This window comes from Marinilabilia salmonicolor JCM 21150 (assembly GCF_000259075.1).
GTDB lineage: Bacteria > Bacteroidota > Bacteroidia > Bacteroidales > Marinilabiliaceae > Marinilabilia > Marinilabilia salmonicolor.
This window is the reverse complement of sequence record NZ_AJKI01000015.1, coordinates 102,511-121,950: the sequence shown is the minus strand read 5'-3', so window position 1 is coordinate 121,950 and position 19,440 is coordinate 102,511. Positions and strand designations below refer to the sequence as shown.

The following is a 19,440-nucleotide window of genomic DNA, read 5'->3' as shown; positions in this document are numbered from 1 at the left end:
GGTAATCATACCATTTCAGTGCTTGTGACTGATGTTGCTAATACGACAAACTGTAGTGCAACTGTCAGTACTTCCATGGAAGTTTTTGATACACCTGAAATAACTATACCTGAAGGAGATCAGGAAGTCTGCGAAGATGGAGCTGTAACATTTTCCACAAATGTTACCGGAACAGGCACATACTCATATCAATGGTCTGTGGATGGCACCGCTCTGACTGGCGAGACCAATGCCACGTTGAGTTTAGATGCTACCACACTTCCAGGCATTGGACTTCATACAGTTTCTTTGGAAGTTGTCGATATTTCAAACCCTACAAATTGTAGCAGTACGGAAACTGTCCAACTTACGGTAAATGAAAATCCGGTTGTCTCTCCCATTGCAGATCAGGAAGTATGTGCAGGAGGTAGTGTTACATTTACTGCTGATGATCTTGGTGTCGGCTATTCTTACCAGTGGAGTCTGGATGGTACACCTCTTACCGGAGAAAATGGAATTTCTCTAACTTTAAGTGACACAGAACTTCCAACTGCAGGATCTACTTATCCTGTTTCTGTTGTTGTAACCAATGATGGAACAGGTTGTGATACTGAAGTGATTGCAAATCTTACTGTTAATAGTCTCCCGGTTGTTAATCTTCCCGATGTTTCCACTTGTGACGGGCAAGATGCAACATTAACCGCTACACCGTCTGGAGGAAGTGGTAATTATGTTAACTACACTTGGTATGATGGTGGAGGCACACAAATCCAGAGTAGTGCTTCTGATCAATTAACTTTATCAGGTACCGATGTGGAACTGGCCAACAATGGTGCCACTTATAGTGTAACTGTTGAAGATGACAACGGGTGTATCAGTGCAGCTGATGACATGACCCTGACAGTCAATGAGAACCCATCGGTTGAAATTCTTTACAATAGCAATCCCGAAACTGCCATTGAGGTATGTCTTGGCAGTTCCATGACATTAGATGCCCAGGGTAGTGGCGGTACTGGAACTTACACCTATACCTGGGAGCTTCCTGGTGGAAATACGCCGACAGGAGCACAGGTGGTGGTTGATCCCATAGCGTTAGCTGATGGTGGTGTTTATACAGTTACTGTTGATGATGGAAATTGTATTGGTACTCAGACTATTGATGTTACCGTTGTAGAAGTAACCGCTACCATCGCAGTAACTGCACCAGTTGCCGGTGCTACTACAATTTGTGAAAACACTTCAGTCACTTTTGAAGCCGGAGGTGGTGACAGTTATGAATTCTATTTTATAGATGCAAGTGCGGGTACAACCACTATGGTACATGATGCCGGTAACGAGTGGACCACCAGTACTTTGGAAGATGGGGACCAGGTTTATGTTACCGCAACCAATGCGCTGGGATGTTCAGATGACTCTGATCCTATTACCATGACTGTGATAGACAATCCAACAGTTGCGATTGATTATCCAGCGGGTGAAGACAATGAAGTTTGTGCCGGAGATGATCTTTCAGTTGTGGCAGATCCTGCCGGGTATGCCAATTATGATTTTTACATTTTTGATGGAACCGATCATATAAAAGTTTCTCCTGATGGATATACATCTGAAGCGTTTACCTATTCTTCAGATAGTTTTAACGATGGAGATGAATTTTATGTAGTGGCCAGTTCCGGAGCGGGATGTTCCGGAGAGTCTGCTCATGAGAGCGTTGTTGTCCATGCGTTACCTAATGCTTCTGCGGCCAATACTGGTCCTGAGTGTGTTGGTGAAACAATTACTTTACAAGGTGGTGATGCAGGTCTCGATACTTATGAGTGGTTTGCGCCAGGTGCTGACCTCAGTACGGATGCACCGATTGTATCAGGTCCTGATGCTGATCATGACCTTGTAGATATTGCTTCTACCGACGCAGGTATTTACACCCTTCGCGTTACCAATGCCAATGGTTGCCAGGCGACTGCTACTACAGATGTAGTAGTAAATGAACTTCCTGTGGTTTCATTACCAGCTGATTATAGTGTTTGTGAAGGTGTGGAAAATCATGAAATTACTGCTAACATTACCAATGGGTTGGCACCTTATAATGTGGTGTGGGAGTTTGACGATGGAAGTGGAGCCACCACAATTCTTAGTGGTGAGGATGAAATCACATATACAATTGGGACAGTTGATGCTTCCAATGAAGGTACTTATACAGTTACTGTTACCGATGCCAATGGTTGCGTGAGTGTACAGGAAAACGTATATCTTACTGTTGATCCTGCACCAGGTGTTGCTTTTGATGCCTCCTCTGTGACTGAAGTTTGTGACGGCAGTCAGGTTACTTTGACTGCATTCGGAAACGGTGGTGTCGTGAGTGGAAATAATACAGACGACTATGAATATGTGTGGTATCACGAAGGTACCTTAATAAATGGAGTCTCTACAGCAACCTATCAGTTTACCGGTGATAACGGGGTTAACGATGGTCTTTATGAGGTAGTTGCCATTGACGACAACGGTAATGGTTGTACCAGTCCGGTTGCCTCGATGAGTGTTACTGTTTATGAGTTGCCTGATGCCACGTTGGATGTTGATCCTGCCTTCTTTATTGAAGGTACGGAGGTGACATTTACTGCTGTTGATGGTTATACTTCGTACGAGTTCCAGGTAAATGGAACTACAGTTCAGGGACCGGACGTTGATTATGTTTACCAGGATGCAACCCTTCAGGATGGTGACGAGGTAACAGTTTTTGTTACTGAAGATCATGGTGCGATCCAATGTACCAACAGTTCAACTGTAACGATGACTGTTTTTGACAGTGTTGAAGAACCCGTTGTATCTGTTACAGACGAAGAGTATTGTGCCGGAGCTGCCGGTGCTACCGTAAATGTTACAAATCCCCAACAGGATGTTACTTATGAGTTGGTGTACGATGACGGCACTCCCGTTTCAGGCTATGCACAGATTGTTTATGATGGAACCAATCCTGTTTCCTGGAGTAATGTTTTGGATGATAATGGAGGAAGTAGTACTCCCACAACATTTAGGGTTAAAGCATTTTGGGCAGCTCTTACCCCTGATGGCGACCAGTTGAGTGACCCATTTGATATTACCGAAAACCCTGTTCCCAATCAGTTTACCATGTCGGTAGATGGAAATTCTGCTGCCGGAGGTCTTACTGAAACAGATTGTAATGCCGGAACAGGTTATACCATTGGCTTATATGATGGTTGGCAATCGGTTGACTACTACCTGATATTGAATGGTACCCAGGTTCTTGAGGTGAAGAGTGGAAGTGGTGTTGTTAGTGAGTTTATATTTGATGATACCTATTCCTATGTAGGGGAATATACCATTGTTGCTCAGAATGAGTTTGGATGTACCACAGATATATTGGGTTCTTTTATAATTGAAGGAGATGAAGTTGCCATTTTTGATCTGAATGGAGAAAACAACGGACAATATTGTGAGGGGGATGCTGATGGAGTGGAATTAACCTTATCAGGATCAGAAGCCGGAATAGAATACGAACTTTTCAGAGATGGTCTTTCACTAGGTACTTTTACTGGAGATGACAATTCTATTTCTTTTGGAAACTTCACAGAAGAGGGTGTTTACAGAGTCTCTGTTACCAGTGCAGGTGGTTGTGTTTATCTTATGAACAATGATGTCACTGTTGGTATGGTTGCAGCTCCGGATGCCGGTACCCTGACTGATGTAAATACCAATAATTTCCATTTCTGTGAAGGAGGTGAAGGGGTTGATATTTACCAGGATGTGGTTCAGGTCGAAAATTATACGTATGAATTGATCGGACCCGAAGGTGTTGTTTCCACTCATACAGGTGACAATAGTGGGACGGGTATTACTTATGAGAATATTATTGTTCCTGGCGAATACTTTGTTCGGGTTACTGCTGCTGAAGGAATTGGTTGTAGTTCTGAAACCGATGTTGTTGAAGTTGTGGAAGATGCATTACCTGACCAAAGCCTTGATGTTGATTTGTTTGGAGAAAAATGTGGTACAGACGGTATTGCCACTATTGGTATTGTAAGTTCTCAAAGTGGAGTTCAATATTATTGGGAAAATACCACTACGTCAGAGGTTGGTACTGAAGTTCAAACTGGTAATGGAGGAGAGTTAACCTTTAATGTTTTGGATGAGGGAGTATATGTTTTTCATGCCAATATTATTGAAACAGGATGTTCTGTTCAATTAGATAATTCAGTTGAGGTTATAGAACAACCGTTGCCTGATGATGTAGATGTCAGATTAGAAGGTGGCGAAAGCGATTGCAGTGAACCTGCTATTATTATTATAGACTATCCACAAGAAAATGTAGAATATCAGTTATATATTGAAGAAGGTGGAAATCTAATAGAATATCATAGTGGTGGTCCTCTTCATTCGGGAGGTGATCCTATTGAATTTGATCCAATTATAGCCAGTAATACCACATTTGTGGTGATTGCTACTAACCAGATAACCGGTTGTGAAAGTAGGTTGTCCGATGAAATTATTGTGAATATTTCAGGAGCCATTAAACCGCAAATACTGGATCCTACATCAGGAGACATTTGTAATGGTGAAGCCGGAATTGAATTTCGACTACTTGATTCAGAGTTAGGAGTTGAATATGCATTGTGCCTGGAGCAGGGCTTGGATGTAGCTGATGAGATTAAGCAAACCAGAAGTGGTGATGGCGGTGTTATTACTTTTGATCTTGAGTCTGATGAAGGAGAATATTATGTTTATGCATTTTCTGGTACAGATGGGGCATGTGATATTGAGATGGCTAATAGGGTCGAATTGATTGTCAATCCGCTTCCCATTGCCTACAACATGGTTGGTTCAGGGGTGTATTGTGGGGATGAGGAAGGTGCTGTTCTTGGAATTGAAAATTCTCAGGAGGGTATTATCTACCGACTTCAGAAGCATACAGAATTTGGAATCCATTTGGAGGAAGAAAAGGTTGGTACAGGTGATGGAGAGCCCATGTATTTTGATTCTGTTGACAATATTGGAACAACTTATTCTGTTATGGCTATAAGCGACAAAGGTTGTACTTCCAGTATGAAGGATAGTGTTGACGTATCTTATTCTCCTGTAGGGCCGGAAGTACCTGATATTTCTGAAACGACACTTTCTTTATGTGGAGAGCCCTTTGTAGAAGTTGTTGTTAATTCTCCAGAAGCTGATGCAACTTATCATCTTTATGATGCTACCAACGAATTGGTAAGTGAATCAGAAGTTGATGGTGGTCAGTTGGTTACTCCGCTTTATATTTTTGATACTGAAGAATACACTGTTTCAGCTTCCTGGAATGGTGGCTGTATGAGTGAATCGGTTACTGTGAATGTTGAAGCCGGTGTGGAACCCATAGTAGGTGATGTGGAATATACATCTCTTGTTTGTCCGACAGAAGGCGCTTCTGCTACTATCTCATATTATATTGGATCGGATATTGAGGCCGGGTTTAGTTTTGACTATTATATTGTGGATGGTGATGAAGAACTTTATGAAGCAGAATTTGAATTTTCTGAAGATGGGGATACCATTACATGGACAATAGAGGATGCAGGTTCTTATTATGTTGCTGTTGAGGGTTGTGATACTGATTATTCTAGTAGAATAGATATAGAAATCGCTCCGCAAATACCTGTTGCACCTGTTATCAATGATGTTCAGCAATATTGTGAGGGTGAAGTAGGTAAAGATGTTTCAATTGAATTACCCGACACTCAGGACAGGGTTATACTATATCGCCTGATTGATGCTGATGGTACTGCTCATGGTGCTGTAGTGTCTGATGATGCAGATCATACTTTCCATAATATCGAAACAGGTGTATATGCACTTACAGCCAAAGAAGGTGCTTGTTCCATTCGGATAGATGATTTTGTTACAGTTGAAAAATATCCTGTGCCGGAAATATTTACTATTTCCGTTCCTGAAAATACCGTGGATCTGGAACAAGAATCTGTTTCCATTAGTGTTGATAATTCTGAAGAAGATGTTTTGTATGCTCTTTATTTCGAAAATGAGGAAAATGCCAGAACTATTATTTCCGGTGATGGAGATGCCATAACGTTTGATGGTCAGTTTAGTAATGATTACGGTACATATAGTGTATTTGCAAAGTTTGAAGATTCTCCATGTGACTGGATTGAGATGGAAAACAAAGTAACATTACTTAAACCCAGTATTAGTATTATTGATTATCGTTTAAATGATGAGAAATGTAATTATTGTTATGGGGAGAAAATAAACTTTATAATTGAAGCATCTCAAGGCAGCGTTTTTTATCAATTGGAGCGTAGATTAGAAGGTGGAGAATGGAATCAAGTGGGTGAGTCGCAACCTGGAGGGGGAGTTTTGTTTTTAGCCGATCAAGAAGATTATTATAGTTCTGTTATTGATACCAGCCTTAGTGTTTCCTCGTTTGTGGTTGAATATAGACTAATAGCGACCAAAAATGATGATCCCTCTGATTTTGAAATAATGAATTTTGTTCAAGGGGATTGTTCGTCAATTAAAATCTGGAATCACCCTGACAATTCTAAGGAATGGATCTTAACCTCTCAGGATGGGGAACCAAACTCAGGTGGTCAATGCTATGAAGATGAACCATTAACCCTTACAGTGAAGGATTCTGAGAATAATGCACTTTATGTACTTTGGCGTTATGAAGAGGACGAGATTGATAGTCAGGATAAGATGCCTAGCTTTATGGATAGTAACATTGGAGGGGGTGTCCTAGAATTTGAATTGCGTTCTCGTGGTTATTATCAGATAAAAGTTTCTAATGATGGATGTTCTGAGAGCAGCAGTTTAAGTGAACCTAAAGAAATACATGTATATCCTTATGAAGATATTGATGCCAATGATTACGTAGTTCGAATGTCTGAAAATGATTTTTCCGCTGAAATTGATTTATTAGGAGGTATCAATTTAGATCCAAGGCTTGATACTACTGATTATGAGTTTACTTTTGACGAACAATCAAAGTATTTCGATTCCAGATTTAGTTTTATTGGTGAGGAGAATTATCAAACAGAAGGCTCTCCATTTTTAATGTATAAGCGCCCAATTGATTTTGTTGGTATTGATTCTGTAATTTATACAATAGACCAACATCGGTGTAAAGGTGATGTGGAGCCAAGTAGTGGTAAAGTTACTGTTATTGTAGGTAATGAACAATTACCTGACGACCTTGATATTCTTATACCAAATGCCTTCTCACCTAACGGTGATAATATGAACGAATACTTCATCATAAGAGGGGTAAGTAAGGAGGATAAATACATCGAAAGCCAACAATCCAAACTAATGGTGTTTAACAGATGGGGTAATTTGGTATATGAATCAGAAGGTGAAAAATATGATGGTGTTGACAGTGACTGGTGGGATGGAAAGGCCAATGTGAGTAATATGGTATCAATTGGTCAGGATTTGCCAAATGGAGTGTATTTTTACATCTATTCCATTACAGTTTCAACCGATGATGGACCTAAGAAAAAAGAATACAACGGATTTATAGAATTAAGACGATAATTTGATTTTGGGATGCTCTTTTGTAAGAGGAGAGCATCCCTTAACAAAACCCGACTCTTATGATAAAGAAAATACTTATATTGGCTTTTCTTGTGTTAACGGTGTTGACCGTTCGGGCACAGGATCAATACCAATTCAACCATTATATTGCCAACCAGGGGATTTTGAATCCTGCATATAATGGTACCCGTGATATTATCAGTGGTTTGCTCATTCATCGTAATCAATGGTTAGGATTTGAAGGAGCCCCCATGAACCAGGCTTTGAATGTGCATGGTCCTATTGAGGATACTGACTTAGGTGTAGGACTTGTATTGGTAAATGACAATATTGGTTTCAGCAACACATTTGATGCTTTTGGAGCTGTTTCTTATAAGCTTCAGCTCGACAGTCGCGACCGGTTTATTTCCTTTGGATTGCAGGCCGGAGTAAGCTCTCTTGTGTACGACGGAACCAAGGCAGTCGTAGAAGAATATGGCGATCCTGTTTTTTACAGTAAGGAGAGTAAATTTGCCCTGAATTTTGGTTTCGGTGCCTATTTCTATTCGGATACCTATTTTATCGGGTTTTCCATTCCCAAATTCTTCAGCAATCAGTTCGACAATGATGCCGAAAAGTTTAAAAATCAGTTGGACCCCAAAAACATGCATACTTATTTGTATGGCGGGTATGTCTTTGAATTGGAGGATGTCAGGGTAAAACCTACTTTATTGATGAAACAGGTGTACGGTGCTCCTATGCAATTTGATATTTCTGCCAATGTTATGTTTATGGATCGTTTATGGTTGGGATTGTCCTACCGGACTATTTCGGATGTTGTGTTTTTAGGTGAATACATCATTAATGACCAGTTTACTGTACGGTATTCATTTGATTATCCAATCAGTAAATTGAATCAGTTTAACAATTACGGTACGCACGAAATCAGTCTTCAGTTTGATTTTTCATTCAGTAAAAGACCCGGAATGCGTTCCATCAGATATTTTTAATGAGTCCTTCTCTACTGAAATCTTTGTCATATGAAACTAAATAAAGTTTTTTCACTGCTATTCCTTTTTATCCTGACGACCGCATTAGTTCAGGGCCAGAGCCGTGAGGTAAGGCGTGGTAATAGTTTTTATGAAGATGGTGAATGGTTTAAGGCCCTTGAGTTGTTCGAAGAGGCGCGTGATGCCGGTGAAGATTTAAGTGTTCAGACCCAGATCCGTATTGCCAATTGCTATTTCGAGCTCAATAACATCGATGATGCTTTTAACCTTTTTATGGAGCTTGAACCGCAACTGAAGGGACAGGATTTGTTTACCTATGCCAAAACCACCCACCGTTTTGGGTTTTACCAGGGGGCTATCGATCTTTACAATCGTTGTTTGGATCAGGGAATTGGCAACTCAGCTCAGATTCAGGAATTTATTCGGTCTTGTGAATTTGCTATTGAAAATGAAGCTTTGCGGACAGACTACTATGTAAACCCGTCTGATTTGGCTACTTATGGGCAGTCTTTTGGAATTCAATATTACAAAGATGGAGTTGTTTATTCCTCCTCGTCAGGTGATGCTGATGAACTTGACCGCTATGGTCGTGCTTTTTTGAATCTCTATTATTCACCCATTGAAGATGGAGAAATTCAGGAAGCCGGTTTGTTTTCCGAGAATCTTGTTTTTGACTACCATGTAGGTGCCATAGCTTTTACTTCCGACGAAAAAACTATGTACTATACAAAGAGCGTTCGGGTCAGGGGTGGTGACAGTAGGATTAAGATTTTCCGGGTTACTTTTGAAAACGGTGAATGGGGTAACGAGGAGGAATTGAGTATTAATAGTGATAAGTATGATTGTGCTTATCCGGCTGTTACTCCTGATGATAAGTATTTGATTTTTGCCTCTAATATGAGTGGCGGACATGGTGGAACTGATTTATATATCGCTGAACGACGTGGCAATGGTCGATTTGGACAGGTGCGAAATCTTGGTGCTACCATTAACACTTTTGGTGATGAACGGTTTCCTTTTGTGAGTAAAGATTACAAAATGTATTTTGCCAGCAACGGTCACCTTGGTTTTGGTGGATTAGATATATTTGAGGCCGAACATCAGGGTGGAACAACCTGGGCCAATCCTGTGAACCAGATGAAGCCTTTTAACTCGAATAAAGATGATTTTGGTTATGTAATTGATCCTAATGATCCGCAACAGGGATTTCTTTCTTCCAATCGACTTGGAAATGGAGGTACAGATGCGATTTTTTATGTGGAACCCAGGGGAGAGGAAGAGGAAAGTAAAGATACTGAGGAAGAGATGGTCCCTATGGGTGGAATCATTTATGATGAGGCGGAATTGATTGTTGATCAGGCTGAAACGGTCTCTGAACCGGAACCGGAACCTGAACCTGTTGTCGAGGTGATTTCTGAACCTGAAATTGATTTGTCCGCTTTCCCTGATGCTTTAAGCACCTCGGTGAACAGTACATTCAACGGCACTGAAATTCCTGACGCACTCGTAGTTGTCAAGGACAATGCATCTGATGCTATTGTTGTAAAGGGAACAACCGATAGAAACGGGAAAATTCATCTGATTATTCCTGATGAATTCCGAAAGGAAAATCAAGCGTTTGATATTACTGTCTCCAAAGGTGATGAATACAACAGTCGTAATATGCTTGTTGATATTATGGAATTGGAAGATATTGCAAGGAACGGGATAGAATTGACACCGATTTTTGATGATGTTGAATTGGATGAAATAGGAACGATGGTTATCCCTTACCGTGGAGAAAATATCACCCCGGAAGGACAGAAAGTATTAGATCAGTTGGCAGTTTATTTGAAAAACAATCCGCGCGCTGTCGTAAAGCTCAATGCTCATACCGATGCTCGTGGAAACAAATACAATAACCTTCTTACTTCGCAAAAAGTGGCTGAAAAAGCTGAACAAATAATGATGAAGAAAGGCATTGATGACCGGAATTTAATTCCACGCGGTTACGGAGAACGTTATTTGATAAATAAGTGTAAACGCGGTAAATTGTGCGACGAAAGTGAGCACCTGGCCAATAGAAGGATAGAGGTTGTTGTATGGAAAATGTTAGAATAGTAGCGTAACCCTGAACTGAATTAATAGATTTGATAGCGATGATGAAAATACTAAGATATTCTCTTGTAGGTGCGATTATTTTAATGCAATCGCTGATGTTTGAAGCCGGTGCTGATAAATTGGCAAAGCTTAGAACAACCAAAAAGATTGTTCCGGTAGAGGAGATTTCGGCACCCTATTTTGCGGTACAGATTCTTGCGCTTAAGAAAGCGCCTCAAGACCCTTCTTATTTTAAAAATATAGAAAGAGCCAGGGAATATGAGTGTGCCGACGGGTATGTCAGATATACTGTAGGGGCTTTTGCTTCTGCTGCTGAGGCGCGTTCACATATATCAAAGGTGAAAGCAGCAGGTTATTCAGAATGTTTTGTGGTAGATATCAGAAACTATAATCTTCATGGAAAAGATAGTGGTGCATCTGTTAAAACCGATGCCAATACTGTTTATACTATTCAGTTGGCTGCTTACCGATATCCTGTATATGTTTCCGAATTTGAAGGAGTTGACAATGTGATGGAATTTTATCTTAAGGATCGGATTTACAGATATACAGTTGGAGAATATGTAGGAGAGGAGGCTTCAAGGGAGCTTGCGCGTCTTAAGGCTCAGGGATATCCTCAGGCACATTTGGTTCCTGTTGAGAAGTACAGACCTTATCAAATAGAATAATATTTATACCTTTGCAAACACAGCAAGCCGGCCTGTCGCCTGTCCCCGGACAGGAGGAAAGTCCGGACAACACAGAGCACCGCGCTTCTTAACGGGAAGATGGCCGTAAGGTCATGCAGGTGTAACAGAAAATAACCGCCTCAGGGTAAGGGTGAAAAGGTGGGGTAAGAGCCCACCGGTTTCGGTGGTAACATTGGAAGCCGTACACTCCGTGGGTTGCAAGACCATGTATATCGCGGTACCTTCGGTACGGGGCTGCTCGCTCCGGTTCCCTTTGTGGATGCCGCGAAGGGTAGGTTGCTAAAGACTTCAGGCAACTGTTGTCTTAGATCAATGACAGGACCCCTTTTGGGGTACAGAATCCGGCTTACAGGCTTGCTGTTTTTTCTTTTTATTTAGGCTCTAATTTCTATTCTCTAACTTCTATTTTCTTCTGGTCATGGCTGGACTCATCAATAAAATAAAGTTCTTTTTATTCGAAGAAATCTGGCGTATTCAGCGAGATGACACTTCCAAACGTCAATTTTGGTTTATCAGAGGGTTGCGGATTTTTTCGCTGGCTGTGCGACGATTTATAATTGATCAATGCCAGATAAAAGCATCTGCCCTTACTTTCTTCTCTTTACTCTCAGTTGTCCCGATTGCCGCCATGGCCTTTGGTATTGCCAAAGGGTTTGGATTCAGAGAAGCTCTTGAAGAAGAATTACAAAAGAGATTGGTGGGCCATGAAGAGGTAGTGAAATGGATTCAGGATTTTGCCCTCGAGTATCTGGATAATACCAAAGGAGGAATGATTGCCGGAATCAGCTTGGTGGTTGTTCTTTTTGCAGTAATGCGATTGATGAATGGCATTGAGGAATCTTTCAACGATATCTGGGATGTAAAAAAGTCACGGGCCTTCATTCGTAAGTTTAGTGATTATGTGTCGTTGATGATGATTGCTATTTTGCTATTGGGTACTTCCAGCGGGTTGGTGGTTTTTGTTGCTAACAGTCTTCGTGATATTGAGATGGTCAGTTATGCCAGTAACTTTTTGCTGTGGGTGGCCCCCTATCTTATGATCTGGCTGGTTTTTTCGCTGTTGTTTATGATTATGCCCAATACTAAGGTAACAGCGGGATCTGCAATTTTTGGTGGAATCATTGCAGGTTCTTTGTTTCTGGGTGTTCAGTATGGATATATCTACTTTCAGGTCGGGGTTTCAAAATACAATGCCATTTATGGTAGCTTCGCCGCCCTTCCATTGTTCCTTGTTTGGATGCAGACCAGTTGGATGATTGTCCTTTTTGGTGCAGAACTATCTTTTGCCTTTCAGAATGAAAAAAGTTTTGAATTTGAGGTGGATACCCGAAACATGAGCAACTATACCCATAAGTTGGTTTCCCTTTTAATTGTTCAAACAGTAGTTAAGGCTTTCGACAGAGGTGAAAAATTGCATTCTGTCAGCCATCTTGCTGAGCATTTGCGTTTGCCGGTCCGACTCGTTAAAGATCTTGTATATAAGCTTTTTGAAGCCGGTATTTTGGTTGAAGTAGAAGGAGACAGCAAGGACGATACAGTTCTTTTACCAGCTTATGACATCAATAAGATGGATCTGGTTGGCGTACTTCAACGATTGGAGAACACTGGTTATTCCGAAACTATTATTGGTCGTTCTGAATCGGTTGGCATTATCAAGGAGAAAGTGGATACTTTCGATCAGATGCTTAAACAATCTCCTCAGAATCTTCTTCTTAAAGATCTGAACTAAGGGATTGTGCCGAAATGACCTGACGCCTTAAACATGTTCTTTTGCCCTTTATCTTCCTTGAAAATCCATTAATTAGCTCGCTATTCGTAGTATTTTCAAGTCAGTAAAGAAAAAAATAACTTGGTTAAAACAGTCAATTCATTTCCTTACCAACCCTAAGTTAGGTTTAAGATGTTTTTCCTATTGTGTTTTAAACCAGAAAGCACAATATTTGTAATAAATGGCCGATTGGAATCCGCCAGACCTATATTAGATTACTTTTAACCTTAAAACATATCAGTCATGATGAAACGAGCATGGATGCCGGACCATAAGACTTTATATGTTAATTTTTTGCTGCGAATTCCCCTGGGCCTCAATAATTAAATTTTTTAGCAATGAAAAATACATTCAAAATAACCGTATTTGCTGTGTTTTTGACCTTTTTCGGTTATTCTTGTTCCACTGTCCCAATTACCGGAAGGAAACAGATTAATGCGCTTCCTGAATCAGAAATGCTGGCAATGAGTTTAACTCAATATGAGGAATTTTTAAAGACCAATAGGGTTTCGGAAGATAAATCCCAAACAGAGTTGGTTAAAAGGGTAGGAGGCAGAATTGCAGCAGCTGTGGAAGAATATTTTTCTGACCATGGCATGAAAGACAGAATTGAAGATTTTGCCTGGGAATTTAATCTCGTAGAGGATGAAACACCAAATGCCTGGTGTATGCCGGGCGGTAAGGTTGTGGTTTATTCCGGCATTTTGCCAATCACCAAAACCGAAACCGGTCTGGCGGTGGTCATGGGGCATGAAATTGCTCATGCTGTTGCTCGTCACGGAAACGAGCGAATGAGTCAGCAAATGGGTATTCAACTGGGAGGAACCGTTCTCTCCATTGCAATTGATGAAAAGCCTGAACAGACCAAGAGTATTTTTATGGCAGCCTACGGGGTAGGAAGTCAGGTTGCATTTTCATTGCCTTATTCCAGGCTCCATGAGTCGGAGGCCGATCAGTTGGGGCTTATTTTTATGGCTATGGCAGGTTACAATCCGGAGGAGGCAGTTGATTTTTGGCAACGAATGTCGGCTCAGGGAGGACAAAAACCGCCTGAGTTTCTGAGTACCCACCCCTCGGATGAGACCCGGATTCGTAAACTGAGGGAGTTTTTACCTGAAGCAAAGAAATATTACAAGAAAAATTAGTTCGTAGAGAATAGTTAGTGGCTGTCCATAAACTAAGCAAATTCTGTTTTTAGAGCTGTTTCTGGTCAGAAAGTGCCAATTGCTAGGCTTGCGAAGCCGCCAAAAACGGAGTTTACTAATCGTAAATGAGTATTTTGGCGGCAAGCAAAACGACGCAAGTGGTACTTTATGGACAGAAACTAGTTAGTAGGCAGTAGAGACGGATGCCTGTTCTTTTGCCTGATTGCCACGTGGATTTCCAAATGCATACATGCGATTCCAGGTGTGACGGATTCCAATCCGCCGCACCTAATGTATTATGCACATTGAGTTTTCTTTTATCGATCACTCAATTCAAAAATCTTTAACCACCGATCTTATAGCTGTCAGTTTTTCAAGTAATGAGCTCAGATGATCCAAATGGAGCATGTTGGCGCCGTCGCTTTTGGCATTGGCCGGATCGAAGTGTGTTTCCAGAAAGAGACCATCAGCTCCAACGGCAATTCCTGCTTTGGCTATCGTCTCAATCAATTCCGGTTTACCTCCGGTAACACCCGATGACTGGTTTGGTTGCTGAAGAGAATGTGTAATATCAAGAACCACCGGAACGTCCATTTTTTTCATGGTGGGAATGCCCCGGTAATCCACGATGAGATCCTGGTATCCGAAAGTTGTTCCGCGATCCGTAACCATCACTAGTTTGTTTCCACTATCTCTGACTTTGTCGATGGCAAATATCATTGCTTCAGGTGCCAGAAACTGTCCTTTTTTGATACTAACCACTTTGCCCGTTTGGGCCGCGGCGACCAGAATGTCTGTTTGCCGACATAAAAAAGCAGGCACCTGAAGAATATCCACATACTCAGCTGTCATTTCAGCTTCTGCCGCAGAATGAAAGTCAGTAATGGTGGGGATATCGAATGTTTCGGAAACCTTTCTGAGAATTTTTAATGCTTTTTTGTCTCCAATGCCTGTAAATGAATCTATCCGTGAGCGATTGGCTTTCCGGTATGATCCCTTAAATACATAAGGGATTTTTAGGTCATCTGTAATCCTTACCACTTTCTCTGCAATTTTCAAGGCCATCTCTTCACTCTCAATGGCACATGGGCCTGCCAGAAGGAAAAACTGTCCGCTGTCGGTATGTTTAATACCGGGAATCTCTTTTATGTTCATGATGTTTCTTTTATCAATCTGATTTAGCTCGTAAAGATACTACATCCAACTAAAATCGTTAATATGTTTACCCTGATTTATGAATCATTGGTGTCCGGTTAATAAATTGAGATTGCTTCACTACGTTACCAATGATAGATTTATGCAATAAGCATAAAATCAGATGATAAATAATTGGCCCCTTCCAGGGACCTCCCAGATCTGTCATATTCCCATTATACCTCAAAATTTAATTGAGGTGCTCACTCGCAATGAACGGGTCTTTGCTAAAAGACTTTAATCAGCGTCATTGTGATCATGTGGAATCTACCAGCTACCAGCAGACCACTACCAGCTAACAACCATGAGCTATTTCCCCCACAACTTATTCATCCGTTCTCCTATTTTGCTTTCCTGAGGATTGTTTTGCGGGGTAAACAGGTTGGTGTTTTTTAATTCATCAGGTAAATAATCCTGGGCAATGAAATTGTTTTCATAACTGTGCGGATATTTGTATTGTTTGCCGTAATCCATCTTTTTCATGAGTTTGGTTGGTGCATTTCTCAGGTGTAAAGGGACAGGAAGGTTGCCGGTGTTCCGAACGACTTCCTGTGCCTGATTGATGGCCATATATGCTGAGTTACTTTTGGGGCTGGTAGCCAGGTAAATGGTTACCTCACTAAGAATGATTCGTGCTTCGGGCCAGCCCACCATTTTTATGGCTTCAAAAGCGTTTGTGGCCAGTAACAATGCATTGGGATTGGCCAAACCAACATCCTCCGATGCAGAAATGATGAGTCGGCGCGCTATGAATTTGGGGTCTTCACCTCCTTCAACCATTCTGGCTAACCAGTAAACCGCGGCATCGGGGTCGCTTCCGCGAATGGACTTGATAAACGCAGAGATGATGTCGTAATGCATTTCTCCATTTTTATCATATTGGGCAGGGTTTTGCTGAAGTTGCCTGGTCACATTCTCATTAGTGATAACAATTTCTTCGTCTTCTTTAAAAGCGTTGGTGATGAGCTCTATGATATTCAGGAATTTCCGTGCATCACCTCCTGCGAACCGGAATAAGGCCTCTTCTTCTTTTAGTTTTACCGGGCGATGTTTCAGTACTATGTCTTCCGAAAAAATCCGGTTGAAAAGCACCATCAGATCCTCGTTCTCCAGCGGCTTCAAAACATAAACCTGACATCGGGACAAAAGAGGAGAGATGACTTCGAAAGATGGGTTTTCGGTCGTTGCTCCCACCAGAGTGACCACCCCTTCTTCCACTGCCCCCAATAAGCTGTCTTGTTGCGATTTGCTGAACCGGTGAATTTCATCAATAAATAGGATGGGAGAGGCAGAGTTGAAAAATCTTGCTTTCCTGGCTTTTTCAATGGCCTCCCTCACATCTTTAACGCCGGAGTTGACCGCAGAAAGGGTATAAAAGGGGCGTTCCAGTTGATTGGCAATGATCCTTGCCAGAGTAGTTTTACCCACTCCCGGAGGTCCCCACAGTATTATACTGGAAATGCGCCCGGACGAAACCATCTGGTAAAGAACTGCTCCTTCACCAACAAGGTGCTTTTGCCCGATATAGTGTTCCAGACTTTGTGGCCGCATTCGTTCTGCCAGGGGAGGATAACCGCTCATAGACTGTGTATCTTTTTTTGCAAAGTTAACAAACAATGGTGGATATATTGGTTTTTTCGGTAAGGAGGTTTACTCTTTAGAAGGCAGTTGTTTTATAATCAAAAAAAGTGTAACTTCCAATAGGATAGTTCAGATGGTTGTTTCACATCCAGTTGTTTGCAGTCTGTTGTGAAACATCTTAAATAATGATAAAAAGCAGGAGAAATCGGTGCAAATCCACTAATTTTGCATAAATAAAAAATACTTAATAACTATGGATTTTGTTAATCTACTAAAAGAGCGTGCCGCTAAAAATAAAAAACGAATCGTTTTGCCCGAAGGTTTGGAGGAAAGAACCCTGAAGGCTGCCGATGTAATACTTGAAGAAGGGTTTGCTGATGTGATTCTTATCGGGAATCCTGATGCCATTGCAGAAGAAACCCGCAGGCACGTTTTGAAAAATATTTCCAAAGCCACCATTGTTGATCCCAAGAATCATGAAAAGAAAGAGGAATATACCGATCTTCTTTATGATTTGAGAAAGAAAAAAGGACTTTCCAGAGAGCAGGCTTCAGAATTGGTTGAGAATCCTCTTTACTTGTCGGTTTTGATGATTAAGAACGGAGATGCGGATGGTGAAGTTGCCGGAGCAGACAATGCGACAGGGGATGTTTTGCGTCCTGCTTTTCAGATTGTAAAGACCAAGCCTGGAATTAGCGTTGTTTCCGGAGCATTTATTATGGTGCTGAAAGATAAAGAGTTTGGTGAAGATGGTGTTATTGTTTTTGCCGATGGTGCTGTACATCCTTTTCCTACCGCAGAAGAACTGGCCGAAATTGCTGTTTCCACCGGGGAAACTACCAAAAGTCTGCTGGGTATTGAACCCCGTGTGGCGATGTTGAGTTTCTCTACCAAAGGAAGTGCAAAACATGAAATGGTGGATAAGGTTGTGAAAGCTACAGAAATTGCCAGAGAGAAAGATCCTACGTTAAAAATTGACGGCGAATTGCAGGTGGATGCGGCTATTATTCCGGAAATTGCCAAAAAGAAAGCTCCGGACAGCGAGATTGCGGGTCATGCCAATGTATTTATTTTCCCATCGCTGGAGACTGGGAATATTGCTTACAAACTGGTCCAGCGCCTGGCTCATGCCGAAGCTATCGGTCCGGTGTTGCAGGGAATGGCAGCGCCTATCAATGATCTTTCCCGCGGTTGTTCGGTTAGTGATATCGTGAGTCTTGCAGCAATTACAGCCAATCAGGCTATTGCTGAATAATATAATTTTTTGAAAGCCGGAATCCGGCTTTTTTCGTTTGGTTTTTTAACCTGCACATTATTCAGGTTAATCAGGCCGGGTAAAACTAAAAAAAGAAATGGCAGAAATTGTTGTAGAACCTATTGAGAGGTATGCATTAAGCGCTAAAAGACGCGTAAAAACTCTTTTTTCCAAGATTGGCGTTGTAGGTTGTGGTAAAGAAGGACAAAACATTGTCCGAATTGCTGCATGGCACGGAATCGAAGTGGTCTTTATTGAGTTAAGTGAGGAGAAAATTCAGAGTTCTCTTAACAACATCAGTAAAGAATTGGATAATCGCATTGAGACCTGGGGATTGACTTCCGGAGAAAAACGTGCCATAATGGGACGAATTAAAGGTTCTATGGAATTTCAGGATCTTGCAGGTTGCGATTTTGTTATCGAAGCTGTTCGGGCTGATGAGAAAACAGGCCTTCGAAGCATTGATGCCCGAAAGGATGTGTTTCATAAGATTGAGCAGGTGGTTGACCGGGATGCGATTATTGCTACCAATGCCACGACCATTATCATCACAGAGCTTGCCAGCGAACTGGAATTTCCCGATCGTTGTGTGAGTCTTCACTTTTTTGTTACCTCACCTGAAGCGCGCATTATCGAGGTGGTAAAAGGACTTTACACCACAGAAGAAGTTTACAACAAGGTTTGTACTTTTGTAAAACTGATTAACAGAGAGGTTATTCCGGTGGAAGAATCTGCCGGTTTGGTGAGCATACGTCTGTTTGTTACTTTGCTCAATGAGGCTTGTGAGGCACTGATGGAAGGTGTTGCCAGTGCTGAAAATATCGATAAGACAATGATTATCGGAATGGGAATGCGTTTTGGACCATTCCAGATGGCTGATATTGTCGGGCTCAACAAGGTTGAGAAGTGGATGGAAAATCTGTATGAAGAGTTTGGAGGCCCCAAATACAAGCCATCTCCGCTTATTAAACGACTGGTTCGTGCCAAACGTCTTGGTGTGCAAACCGGATATGGATTTTTCCGGTACGATGTGGACGGGAATAAGATTGATGAAACGAGCATGGCAACGATTGCCTCAAGAGAAAATGTATAAGTTCTTGCATGCGAGTTCTATCCGACCTTGAAAAGTAAATTATATTCGGATGAATAGTTTGTCTTACCGTTGGAGAAGCCTTAATGGTTTGATTAGGGATTGCATTTA

The 19,440-nt window shown here is 41.5% G+C and carries 10 protein-coding genes and 1 other RNA gene; 9 read left to right on the top strand and 2 right to left on the bottom strand.

What is annotated here, in order from left to right:
• The first annotated feature begins 75 nt into the window (after positions 1–75).
• The 7 genes from W7W_RS0110270 (at position 76) to W7W_RS0110245 (ending at position 14,209) form a co-directional block, all read left to right on the top strand.
• The gene (locus W7W_RS0110270; protein ID WP_044084708.1) at positions 76–7,518 is read left to right on the top strand and encodes a gliding motility-associated C-terminal domain-containing protein; all 7,443 of its coding nucleotides are present in this window, start codon (positions 76–78) and stop codon (positions 7,516–7,518) included.
• Between the two features lie 59 nt (positions 7,519–7,577).
• Positions 7,578–8,507, top strand: a complete 930-nt coding sequence (locus W7W_RS0110265) for a PorP/SprF family type IX secretion system membrane protein (RefSeq protein ID WP_010663682.1) — start codon at positions 7,578–7,580, stop codon at positions 8,505–8,507.
• 30 nt (positions 8,508–8,537) lie between these two features.
• Positions 8,538–10,607: an OmpA family protein gene (locus W7W_RS0110260; protein WP_010663681.1), complete on the top strand. Its 2,070-nt coding sequence runs from the start codon at positions 8,538–8,540 to the stop codon at positions 10,605–10,607.
• 38 nt (positions 10,608–10,645) lie between these two features.
• Positions 10,646–11,275, top strand: a complete 630-nt coding sequence (locus W7W_RS0110255) for an SPOR domain-containing protein (protein WP_025007031.1) — start codon at positions 10,646–10,648, stop codon at positions 11,273–11,275.
• A 19-nt stretch (positions 11,276–11,294) separates the two neighbouring features.
• Positions 11,295–11,661, top strand: an RNA gene (gene rnpB / locus W7W_RS22885) — RNase P RNA component class A.
• 53 nt (positions 11,662–11,714) lie between these two features.
• Positions 11,715–13,025 carry a YihY/virulence factor BrkB family protein gene (locus W7W_RS0110250; protein ID WP_010663679.1) on the top strand — a complete coding sequence of 437 codons (1,311 nt, stop codon included), beginning with the start codon at positions 11,715–11,717 and terminating at the stop codon, positions 13,023–13,025.
• A gap of 377 nt (positions 13,026–13,402) precedes the next feature.
• Positions 13,403–14,209 (top strand): M48 family metallopeptidase, encoded by an 807-nt coding sequence (locus tag W7W_RS0110245; protein ID WP_010663678.1) that lies wholly within the window; start codon positions 13,403–13,405, stop codon positions 14,207–14,209.
• Positions 14,210–14,542: 333 nt separating this feature from the next.
• Here W7W_RS0110245 and kdsA read toward each other — a convergent pair whose 3' ends face one another.
• Together kdsA and W7W_RS0110235 are read right to left on the bottom strand one after the other, a co-directional pair.
• Complete coding sequence (gene kdsA, locus W7W_RS0110240) at positions 14,543–15,364, bottom strand: 3-deoxy-8-phosphooctulonate synthase (protein WP_010663677.1); 822 nt, start codon at positions 15,362–15,364, stop codon at positions 14,543–14,545.
• 348 nt (positions 15,365–15,712) lie between these two features.
• A complete protein-coding gene (locus W7W_RS0110235) occupies positions 15,713–16,984 on the bottom strand; it encodes a replication-associated recombination protein A (RefSeq protein ID WP_010663676.1) in 1,272 nt (423 codons plus the stop codon).
• Between the two features lie 253 nt (positions 16,985–17,237).
• Between W7W_RS0110235 and pta the strand changes: the two genes are divergently transcribed.
• Both pta and W7W_RS0110225 read left to right on the top strand, forming a co-directional pair.
• A complete protein-coding gene (gene pta / locus W7W_RS0110230) occupies positions 17,238–18,239 on the top strand; it encodes a phosphate acetyltransferase (protein ID WP_010663675.1) in 1,002 nt (333 codons plus the stop codon).
• Between the two features lie 97 nt (positions 18,240–18,336).
• Complete coding sequence (locus W7W_RS0110225) at positions 18,337–19,332, top strand: 3-hydroxyacyl-CoA dehydrogenase family protein (RefSeq protein ID WP_010663674.1); 996 nt, start codon at positions 18,337–18,339, stop codon at positions 19,330–19,332.
• Positions 19,333–19,440 lie beyond the last annotated feature (108 nt).

What these genes read in the sequence shown, in the direction of transcription:
- W7W_RS0110270 (WP_044084708.1), top strand. Translation starts at nt 76, where the DNA reads ATGGAAGTTTTTGATACACCTGAAATAACTATACCTGAAGGAGATCAG.
- W7W_RS0110265 (WP_010663682.1), top strand. Translation starts at nt 7,578, where the DNA reads ATGATAAAGAAAATACTTATATTGGCTTTTCTTGTGTTAACGGTGTTG.
- W7W_RS0110260 (WP_010663681.1), top strand. Translation starts at nt 8,538, where the DNA reads ATGAAACTAAATAAAGTTTTTTCACTGCTATTCCTTTTTATCCTGACG.
- W7W_RS0110255 (WP_025007031.1), top strand. Translation starts at nt 10,646, where the DNA reads ATGATGAAAATACTAAGATATTCTCTTGTAGGTGCGATTATTTTAATG.
- W7W_RS0110250 (WP_010663679.1), top strand. Translation starts at nt 11,715, where the DNA reads ATGGCTGGACTCATCAATAAAATAAAGTTCTTTTTATTCGAAGAAATC.
- W7W_RS0110245 (WP_010663678.1), top strand. Translation starts at nt 13,403, where the DNA reads ATGAAAAATACATTCAAAATAACCGTATTTGCTGTGTTTTTGACCTTT.
- kdsA (WP_010663677.1), bottom strand. Translation starts at nt 15,364, where the DNA reads ATGAACATAAAAGAGATTCCCGGTATTAAACATACCGACAGCGGACAG.
- W7W_RS0110235 (WP_010663676.1), bottom strand. Translation starts at nt 16,984, where the DNA reads ATGAGCGGTTATCCTCCCCTGGCAGAACGAATGCGGCCACAAAGTCTG.
- pta (WP_010663675.1), top strand. Translation starts at nt 17,238, where the DNA reads ATGGATTTTGTTAATCTACTAAAAGAGCGTGCCGCTAAAAATAAAAAA.
- W7W_RS0110225 (WP_010663674.1), top strand. Translation starts at nt 18,337, where the DNA reads ATGGCAGAAATTGTTGTAGAACCTATTGAGAGGTATGCATTAAGCGCT.